Raw genomic sequence first — 7,734 nt, 5'->3', positions numbered from 1 at the left:
GCGCGTCGGCGCGGGCACGGTCGCGGGCGCGCTGGTGCAGCCCGCCGTCTGGGTGCTGAGCGGCCGTCCGCCGCAGCCCGGCGACATCGCGCTCTGGGGCGGGGGCGTCGTCGCCGGGATCGTCGCGGGCACGGTCGGCGCGGTCGCCTCGGCCGTGACCGGCGTGATCAAGGCCGCGGTCGAGGACCATGAGGACGGCATCATCGAGGCCGCCAAGGCGCGCGAGCCCGCGCGCTACCGGCCGTTCATCACCTCCGTCCGCAACTATGGCGCATCCGGCCGCGGCATCGTCGCCATGACGATCGCCAACCATGGCGGCGTGACCTGGCGCGTCGGGCCGGCCACCTGGGTTTACATCACCGATGCGATGGGCCGGCTGGTCTGCGACTACAACCCGGCCTACGCGCATGAGATCTACGGACCGAACCCCCCGCTGCGGATCGCCGGCAATCGCGGCGGGGCGGTCCAATACCAGTGGCGCACCCGGCCGGGGAACATCCACGGCTGAGCGACGTCAACCCGCGGCGTCGATGCGCTGCGGCAGCGACAGCCGCCGCCATTCGATCGCCGGGCACTGGTCCATCACCACGATGATCCCGGCTGCGCGCGCCCGCCCCGCCGCGGCTTCGTCCACCACGCCGAGCTGCATCCAGACAGATCGCGCGCCAAGGCGGATCGCCTCCTCCACCACCGCGCCCGCCTCGGCGCTGCGACGGAAGATGTCGACCATGTCGAGCGGCGCGGCCTCCGCCAGCGTCGCCACCGATGTCACGCCATGCACCGGGCGTCCCGCCAGTGCGGGGTTTACCGGCACCGCGTCGTAGCCGCGGTCGAGCAGGAAGCGGAACACGCCATGGCTCGGCCGGTCCGGCCGGTCGGAGGCGCCGACGACGGCAATGCGGCGCGTGGCGAGCAGCAGGGCGCGGATCGCGTCGTCGTCCATCGCGGTCAGAACTCCTCCAGCAACCGCCCGCAGCCTTCCACCTTGTCCATGATCCCGTTCGCGCGCAGCGCGTGCCAGTAGGTGGCGGTGTTGATGGCGATGACCGGCTTGCCGAGCCACATCTCCGCCATCGCAGCGAGCTTCACCATCGACAGGTTCGTCCCCACCTGCACGATCGCGTCCACGTCGTCGCCGTCGATCTGCTTGATCGCGGCGACGCACTGCGCCTGCGTGACCTGCGCGATCCCGGTCCAGGACCGGCATTGCAGCGCGATGTCCCGCACTACGCTGAAGCCCATGTCGCCGAAGTAGCGCGCCACCTCGATGTTCATCGCCGGCCAGTAGGGCGACAGGATCGCAAGCCGCTTCACCCCGCCATGGGCATTCAGCGCCGCCGTGCAGGAATGGCTGCCGACCGAGATGTCGAGGCCCGACACCTCCTTCACCTGTGCGATGAAGCGGTCGGCACCCCTTGCGCCGTCGAAGAAGGTCACCGCCGACATGCCCATCACCAGGTAGTCGGGATGGCACGTCATGACGGACTTCACCGCGTCCATGGTGTTGGCGCCGATCAGCTCCGCGCCCTTGCGGAAGGTCTCGTTCGACACCGCATCCGCATTCGGCGTGTAGATGCGCGAATAGTGGTTGGTCACGCCCGCCGGGCGCATCATGTCGAAATCCGGCTGCACCACGGTGTTGGTCGACGGGCCCATCACCCCGAAGAGCTTCCGCCAGCCCAGAACGTCCTTGCCCATCGCACCCTCCGTCGTATCCGGTCCGTGCAGCGTGCCACACGCGTGGCGCGGCGCCAGCCCCGGCGCCTTGCCGGCACGGCGCGTGCAAGCAACAGTGCCCGCAACCAAGACCCGTCGCTTCACGCCGGAGACCTCGCCATGGCCCGCATCCACCGCCGCGTCCTCCTCGCCGCGCCCTCGCTCGCGCTGCCTGCGGCCACGCGCGCGCAAGCGCCCTGGCCCGACCGGCCGATCCGCTGGATCAACCCGGGCCCCGCCGGCGGGGCGGGGGACGTGCTGTCGCGCCTGGTGGGCGACCGGCTCGGCGCACGCCTCGGCCAGACCGTGGTGGTGGAGAACCGCCCGGGCGCCGGCACCAACATCGGCATGACCGCCGTCGCGCGCAGCGCGCCCGACGGCTACACGGTTGGCCTCGCCTCCATCGCATCGCATGCCGCCAACAAGTGGCTGCACGCGAACATGCCCTTCGACCCCGAGAAGGATTTCGCGGCGGTCGGCATGATCGCGCTGGTGCCCAACATCGTCGTCGTGCCGCCGCAGAACCCGCCGCGCGATCTCCAGGGCTTCATCGCCTGGGCGAAGGGGCTTGGCCGGCCGCTCAACTTCGGCTCGGTCGGCATCGGCTCCTCCCAGCATCTCGCCGCGGCGCAGTTCGGCCAGATCACGGGCATCGAGATCATCCACGCGCCCTACAACCAGGCGGGGCAGATGAACACGGACCTGATCGAGGGGCGGCTCGACGTGCTGTTCCAGTCCATCTCCGCCGTCGCCGCCATGGCGCAGGGCGGGCGCATGCGCCCGATCGCCGTCAGCGGGCCGGACCGCGTGCCCGCCTTCCCCGACCTGCCGACGATGCGCGAACAGGGCGTGGATGTGACCACCACGGGCTGGTTCGGCCTTGCCGCGCCCGCCGGCGTGCCGGAGCCGATCCTGGCACGGCTGGACGAGGCCCTCGCGGCCAGCATGGAAGAACAGGAATTGCGCAGCCGCATCATCGCCGGCGGGTCGGTGCCGCGCACGATGCGCCGCGCGGAGTTCGCGCGCTTCATGGCCGAGCAGAGCGAACGCATGGGGGCGATCATCCGCGCGACGGGGGCGCGGGCGGGATAGCAAGGAGCGGGGGAAGGGAACCTCTCCCGCGCCACCTCCCTTTTCTGTCTGCCGGCAGGGCGGCGCCGGCGCGGCGGTCAGGGGCCCGCGGCGAAGGATGCGCGGAGGCAGAGGCCGACCGGGACCATGCCGGGGATGACTTCGCGCGTGAACATCCCGAGCGTCGCGAGGAAGCCTGGTAGCGCCGCCGGCGCAGCGGGCGTCGGGCCGAGGGCAGCGATCAGCCCGGGTGCCTCCGCCTCGGCCGCGGCGACCGCGGCATCCCGCGCTCGCGCCAGCACGCCTTCGGCGAACAGTGGCCCGAGCGTGCCCGGCAGCGCCGCCAGCACCTCCGGCCACAGCGCGAGATGCAGGTAAAGGCTGGGCATCACCGAAGGGTCGGTAAGCCCGTGGCGCGCAGCGAGCGCACGCGCCGTCTCCGCAACTGCGGGCGGCAGATCCCCCAGGCGCGGCAAAGGCGGTGGCGCGGGCAGCATCGCCCCGACCGGCGCCGATGGTCCGGGCGCGCGGGACGCCACGCCCTCCGCACGCCGCCGGATCGCCGTCAGCACCGCGAGGTTCGTCAGGTTGCCGCGGTTATAGGTCTCCACCAGCGCGGCGACGTCCGGGGATGCCGTGCCGCGCGGCATGCCGGGCAGCGATACGCGCGCCGCGATCCTGTCGCGCGCCCCGGCCGCGGCGCCGCTGTCGAAGGCCGGCCGGGCCTGCGCCCAGAGCCACTCCAGCACGCCGGGCAAGGCTGCCGCATGGCGCCAGATCAGGTTCACCTGCGCGACCCCGACGCCTGCGCGCAAGCCCGCAAAGATGGCGGCGACCTCGGGGGGCGCATCCGCCTCGCGGATCTCGGCGAGACTCACCGCGGCGCGGTCCAGGCCGCCTCTAGATCCGCCCGAGTCATCAGGTCCGCGTATTTCTGGCCCATGTCGAAGAGGTTCGCCTCATGCGGCGCGATGGCACGGTCGCCGACGCAATCCGTCACGCAGATGGTGCGGAAATTGTTCTGCATCGCATCCACCACGGTCGCGCGCACGCAGCCCGAGGTGGTGCAGCCCGCGACGAGCACCGTGTCCACGCGGCGGAAGGCGAGCCAGCCGGCGAGGTTCGTGTCGAAGAACGCTGACGCGCCCTGCTTGCGCACGATGAGCTCGCCGGGCAGTGGCGTGAGTTCCGGCACGATCTGCGACAGCGGGCTGGTTTCCGTCAGCTTGCGCAGGCTCGGCGCCTTCAGCGTAAAGACGCCGGCATCGGATCCGTCATCGGCATAGACGACGCGGGTATGCGCGACGGGCCAGCCCTGCCGCCGCGCGAAGTCGAGCAGACGCACCGTCTCAGAGATGGCGGGCGCGATGTTGCCGCCGCCGAAATGGTCGGGGTCGGAGAAGCCCACCACGAAATCCACGATCACCAGCGCCGGCGCCTCGCCGAGCCCGGCCCGGTTGCCCATGCCCTGGCGGTGGTAGATGTCGGCCTCAGGATGTCCGCTCACGTTGTTTGTCCCTCAAACGCCGGGCGCCGCGCATCCGCGCGGCTTGGCTTCGCGCCATGGACTGCCGCATGGGCGGCGGCTGTCAGTCTGGGCGCGGTCGCGCTTCGCGCTTGCGGCGCGAGGCCGCGCCTCGCGCCGAACAACTCTCTCCGCTTCACGCGACCTGCTCCAGGTCGCGCAGCGACTGGATCATCGAGGTGCGCAGCAGGAAGGCGCGGTGCTTGCCCGGGTCGGCGGCGGTGGCGCGCAGCTCGTCGTGATAGGCGCGCCGTACCTCCGGGTCGCGCTGGTTCAGGATCTGCCGGTTGCGCAGCGCCGTCGCCTGCACCGTCTCCAGCGCCACCTTCCGCCGCTGGCGCGAATAGCGCTCCATCAACGCCGGGTCGGCGCCGCGCCAGACCTCGGCGAGCTTGCCCGCCAGGTTGAAGGCGTCGTGCACGCCGCCATTCATGCCCATGCCGCCGAGCGGGTTGTTGATATGCGCGGCGTCGCCCGCGATGAAGCAGCGGCCCTTCGCATAGGTGTCCGCAACGCGTTCATGCACGCGATAGGCGGTGCGGTGGCGCAGCTCATAGCCCTTCGGGTTCGGTACGACGGCCTGCAGGCGCTGCTCGATGCGTGCGGGGTCCATCATCCGCGCCTCGCTCTCCCCCGGGTCGGTCGGGAACAGCACGCGCCAGAGCGATGCGGTGCGCAGCAGCACGAACCATTCCTCGGGGTCGGAGATGTAGGCGATGTTCGCCAGGTCCCCGATCGCCTCGTGGAAGGGGAAGGTGGTCGAGAGCGTGAGGAAGATCTCGGGGATCGTCATCCCCTCGAAGCCGATGCCGAGCGCCTTGCGCACGGCCGACGACGCACCGTCCGCGCCCACCAGGTAGCGACCGCGCAACTTCTCCCGCGACCCGTCCGGGCGTTCCACCGACAGCGTCACGCCGTCCGCGTCCTGCGCCACGTCCACCGCCTTCGCGTCGTACAGGAAGGTGACGTCCGGGTTCGTCGCAAGCCTGTCGCGCAGCATGCGCGTCAGCCGCCACTGCTCGCATTGCAGCCGGTAGGGGTGCTTCGTGTCCTCCTTCAGCAGACCCAGGTCGAAGGTCGCGATCACGCCTCGGTGCCGGTCCCGGAACTGCCAGGTCGGGCAGATAAGCCCCTGGTCGATCATCGCCTGCAGCACGCCGAAGCGTTCCAGCATGTCGAGCGTCGGCGGATGGAAGGTCGATGCGCGCAGGTCGTCCGGCAGGTCGCGCGCCTGCTCGACCACCGTCACGGGAATGCCTTCGTCTGCCAGCACGGCGGCGGCGACAAGGCCCGCCGGGCCGGCGCCGGCGATCAGGACGCGGTTGTCTGTCATGCCACCCATTGCAGCGCGCGGGGCCAGCCGCGGCAAGGCCGCTTGATGCCGCGCCGCGCGGCGGCATCTATGGGCCATGCACATCCCCTTCTTCGACCGTTCGCCGCGCGTCGCCCTGGTGCGGCTTTCAGGCCTGATCGCCGCCCGGCCCGACCCCTTGTCCGGCGGGCTGAACGATGCCGGCATCGGCCCGCTCCTGGACCGCGCCTTCGGGATCGGTCGTCTTTCGGCGGTCATGCTCGTGGTGAACTCGCCGGGCGGCTCGCCTGTGCAGTCCTCGCTGATCGCCCGGCGCATCCGGCGGCTGGCCGAGGAGAAGAAAGTGCCGGTGATCGCCGTGGTCGAGGATGCGGCGGCCTCCGGCGGCTACTGGATCGCCGCGGCAGCGGACGAGATCGTGGCCGACCCGGCCTCCATCCTGGGGTCCATCGGCGTGATCAGCGCGGGCTTCGGCTTCGACCAGGCGATCGCGCGGCTCGGCGTCGCGCGGCGGTTGCGCACGGCGGGGGCGGAAAAGTCCTTCCTCGACCCCTTCGCGCCGGAGCGCGCGGAGGATGTGGCCCGGCTGAACGAGTTGCTCGCCACGCTGCACGAGGAGTTCAAGGCCTGGATCCGGGCACGGCGCGGGGAGAAGCTGAAGGCGCCGGAGGAGACGTTGTTCACCGGCCGCTTCTGGACGGGGCGGGAGGCGGTCGATCTCGGCCTTGCGGATGCGCTGGGCGATGCGGAATCCGAAGCGCGGCGGCGCTTCGGGGAGAAGGTGCGGATCATCCGCCTCGGCCAGCGGCGCCGCCCCTTCCCGTGGCGCCTGATCCCTGGCGCGCGGGAGGGGGTGGAGGCGCTGGCGCACATCGCCGAAGAACGCGCGGCCTGGGCGCGGCTGGGTCTCTAGCCCTCCGCCGCCTTGGCCGGCAGGCGCGAAAAGAACCAGGCCGTGACCGCCGGCGGCAGCGCGCCCGCGAAGCGCGCCATGGCGTAGGTGGGCAAGGGGTAGGCCACGCGCACCCGCCCACGCGCGATGCCCGACAGCGTCCGCCGCGCCGCCTCCTCCGCATCCATCAGGAAGGGCATGGGGAAGGCGTTGCGCGCCGTCATGGGCGTGCGGACATAGCCGGGGCAGATGGCATGCAGGCGGATGCCGCGCCGCCGTTCGCTGGCATCGAGCGCCTCGGCCCAGCGCTGCACCGCCGCCTTGCTCGCGCAATAGGCCGGCGCGCCGGGGGCGGCGACGAAGGCGGCCAGCGAGGCGATCACCGCGATGCGCCCGCGCACCCCATCCGCGCCCGGCGCCTGGCGCGCCATGGCCTCGATCGCCGGCAGCGCGGTGTTCAGCACGCCGGTCAGGTTGGTCTCGAAGATCCGCGCGGCCTGCGCCGCGGGTTCCGTGTCCCCGCCCGTGCCGGCGGAGATGCCGGCATTGGCGATGACCAGGTCGAGCCGGCCCGCCGCCGCGATCCAGCACGCCATCGCCGCCGCGTCCCGCACATCCATCACCACCGGGCGCACATCGGCCCCCTTCGCGCGGCAGGCGGCGGCGGCTTCCTCCAGCCGCGCCGCGTCGCGGCCGGAAAGATGCAGAACCGCGCCGGGCTGCGCGCAGGCCTCCGCCAGCGCGCGGCCGAGGCCGGAGGAGGCGCCGGTGATCAGCACATGGTTCCAGGCGGCTTGCATCCCGACCCTCCGCGGGGGAGAAGCGCGCATGTCCGCCGCCCCCCTCTCCTCCATGACCGGCTTCGCCCGAGAGGGCGGCACGCTGGCCGACGGTTCCTCCTTCGTCTGGGAAGTGCGCAGCGTCAACGGCCGCGGCCTCGACGTGCGCCTGCGCCTGCCGAACGGCTTCGATGCTTTGGAGACACCGCTGAAGGAAGCCGCCGCGCGGCTGCTCAAGCGCGGCAATGTCAGCGCGACACTGACCCTGAAGCGGGAGGAGCGGAGCGCCGCGCGTCTGACGCCCGACCCCGAGGCGCTGGAACAGGCGCTGCGCATCGCGCTGGATCTCGCCGCGCGCATCCCCGGCGCCGCGCCGCCGCGCGCCGAGGCGCTGCTGACCCTGCCCGGCGTGCTGCGCGCCGAGGCGCGCGAGCCGGAC

The 7,734-nt window shown here is 72.1% G+C and carries 10 protein-coding genes; 4 read left to right on the top strand and 6 right to left on the bottom strand.

What is annotated here, in order from left to right; translation table 11 throughout:
- Window positions 1–508, top strand: a 508-nt coding sequence (locus tag HW577_RS16260; protein ID WP_198377198.1) for a hypothetical protein, incomplete at its 5' end; no start/stop codon positions are given.
- Between the two features lie 6 nt (window positions 509–514).
- Here HW577_RS16260 and HW577_RS16255 read toward each other — a convergent pair.
- Both HW577_RS16255 and HW577_RS16250 read right to left on the bottom strand, forming a co-directional pair.
- Window positions 515–943 (bottom strand): CoA-binding protein, encoded by a 429-nt coding sequence (locus tag HW577_RS16255; RefSeq protein ID WP_198377197.1) that lies wholly within the window; start codon window positions 941–943, stop codon window positions 515–517.
- A gap of 5 nt (window positions 944–948) precedes the next feature.
- Window positions 949–1,698 (bottom strand): maleate cis-trans isomerase family protein, encoded by a 750-nt coding sequence (locus HW577_RS16250; protein WP_198377196.1) that lies wholly within the window; start codon window positions 1,696–1,698, stop codon window positions 949–951.
- Between the two features lie 138 nt (window positions 1,699–1,836).
- On the opposite strand from HW577_RS16250, the gene HW577_RS16245 reads away from it, so the two are divergent.
- Window positions 1,837–2,808 carry a Bug family tripartite tricarboxylate transporter substrate binding protein gene (locus tag HW577_RS16245; protein ID WP_198377195.1) on the top strand — a complete coding sequence of 324 codons (972 nt, stop codon included), beginning with the start codon at window positions 1,837–1,839 and terminating at the stop codon, window positions 2,806–2,808.
- 77 nt (window positions 2,809–2,885) lie between these two features.
- Here the strand turns inward: HW577_RS16245 and HW577_RS16240 are convergent, their stop codons facing one another.
- The 3 genes from HW577_RS16240 to HW577_RS16230 form a co-directional block, all read right to left on the bottom strand.
- Entirely contained in the window at window positions 2,886–3,665 is a 780-nt protein-coding gene (locus HW577_RS16240) for a hypothetical protein (protein WP_198377194.1), read from the bottom strand.
- Window positions 3,662–4,294, bottom strand: a complete 633-nt coding sequence (locus HW577_RS16235; protein WP_419956593.1) for an isochorismatase family protein — start codon at window positions 4,292–4,294, stop codon at window positions 3,662–3,664. The genes HW577_RS16240 and HW577_RS16235 overlap by 4 nt, the downstream gene beginning before the upstream one ends.
- Before the next feature lie 154 nt (window positions 4,295–4,448).
- On the bottom strand, window positions 4,449–5,645 hold the full coding sequence (locus HW577_RS16230) for an FAD-dependent oxidoreductase (protein WP_232474989.1): 1,197 nt from the start codon (window positions 5,643–5,645) through the stop codon (window positions 4,449–4,451).
- Between the two features lie 76 nt (window positions 5,646–5,721).
- Here HW577_RS16230 and HW577_RS16225 point away from each other — a divergent pair, with 76 nt between their 5' ends.
- Entirely contained in the window at window positions 5,722–6,537 is an 816-nt protein-coding gene (locus HW577_RS16225; RefSeq protein ID WP_198377192.1) for a S49 family peptidase, read from the top strand.
- Here the strand turns inward: HW577_RS16225 and HW577_RS16220 are convergent.
- Window positions 6,534–7,316: an SDR family NAD(P)-dependent oxidoreductase gene (locus HW577_RS16220; RefSeq protein ID WP_198377191.1), complete on the bottom strand. Its 783-nt coding sequence runs from the start codon at window positions 7,314–7,316 to the stop codon at window positions 6,534–6,536. The genes HW577_RS16225 and HW577_RS16220 overlap by 4 nt on opposite strands.
- 28 nt (window positions 7,317–7,344) lie before the next feature.
- Between HW577_RS16220 and HW577_RS16215 the strand changes: the two genes are divergently transcribed.
- Window positions 7,345–7,734: YicC/YloC family endoribonuclease (locus tag HW577_RS16215; RefSeq protein WP_332837742.1), on the top strand; the 390-nt coding region annotated here is incomplete at its 3' end.

The organism is Neoroseomonas rubea (genome assembly GCF_016106015.1).
GTDB classification, from domain to species: Bacteria; Pseudomonadota; Alphaproteobacteria; order Acetobacterales; family Acetobacteraceae; genus Neoroseomonas; species Neoroseomonas rubea.
Note: the sequence above shows the minus strand (reverse complement) of the source record. Positions and strands in the feature narration are given on the sequence as shown.

Bases quoted from the DNA above. Each gene is read 5' to 3' on its own strand.
- HW577_RS16255 (WP_198377197.1), bottom strand. From the start codon at position 943: ATGGACGACGACGCGATCCGCGCCCTGCTGCTCGCCACGCGCCGCATT.
- HW577_RS16250 (WP_198377196.1), bottom strand. From the start codon at position 1,698: ATGGGCAAGGACGTTCTGGGCTGGCGGAAGCTCTTCGGGGTGATGGGC.
- HW577_RS16245 (WP_198377195.1), top strand. From the start codon at position 1,837: ATGGCCCGCATCCACCGCCGCGTCCTCCTCGCCGCGCCCTCGCTCGCG.
- HW577_RS16230 (WP_232474989.1), bottom strand. From the start codon at position 5,645: ATGACAGACAACCGCGTCCTGATCGCCGGCGCCGGCCCGGCGGGCCTT.
- HW577_RS16225 (WP_198377192.1), top strand. From the start codon at position 5,722: ATGCACATCCCCTTCTTCGACCGTTCGCCGCGCGTCGCCCTGGTGCGG.
- HW577_RS16220 (WP_198377191.1), bottom strand. From the start codon at position 7,316: ATGCAAGCCGCCTGGAACCATGTGCTGATCACCGGCGCCTCCTCCGGC.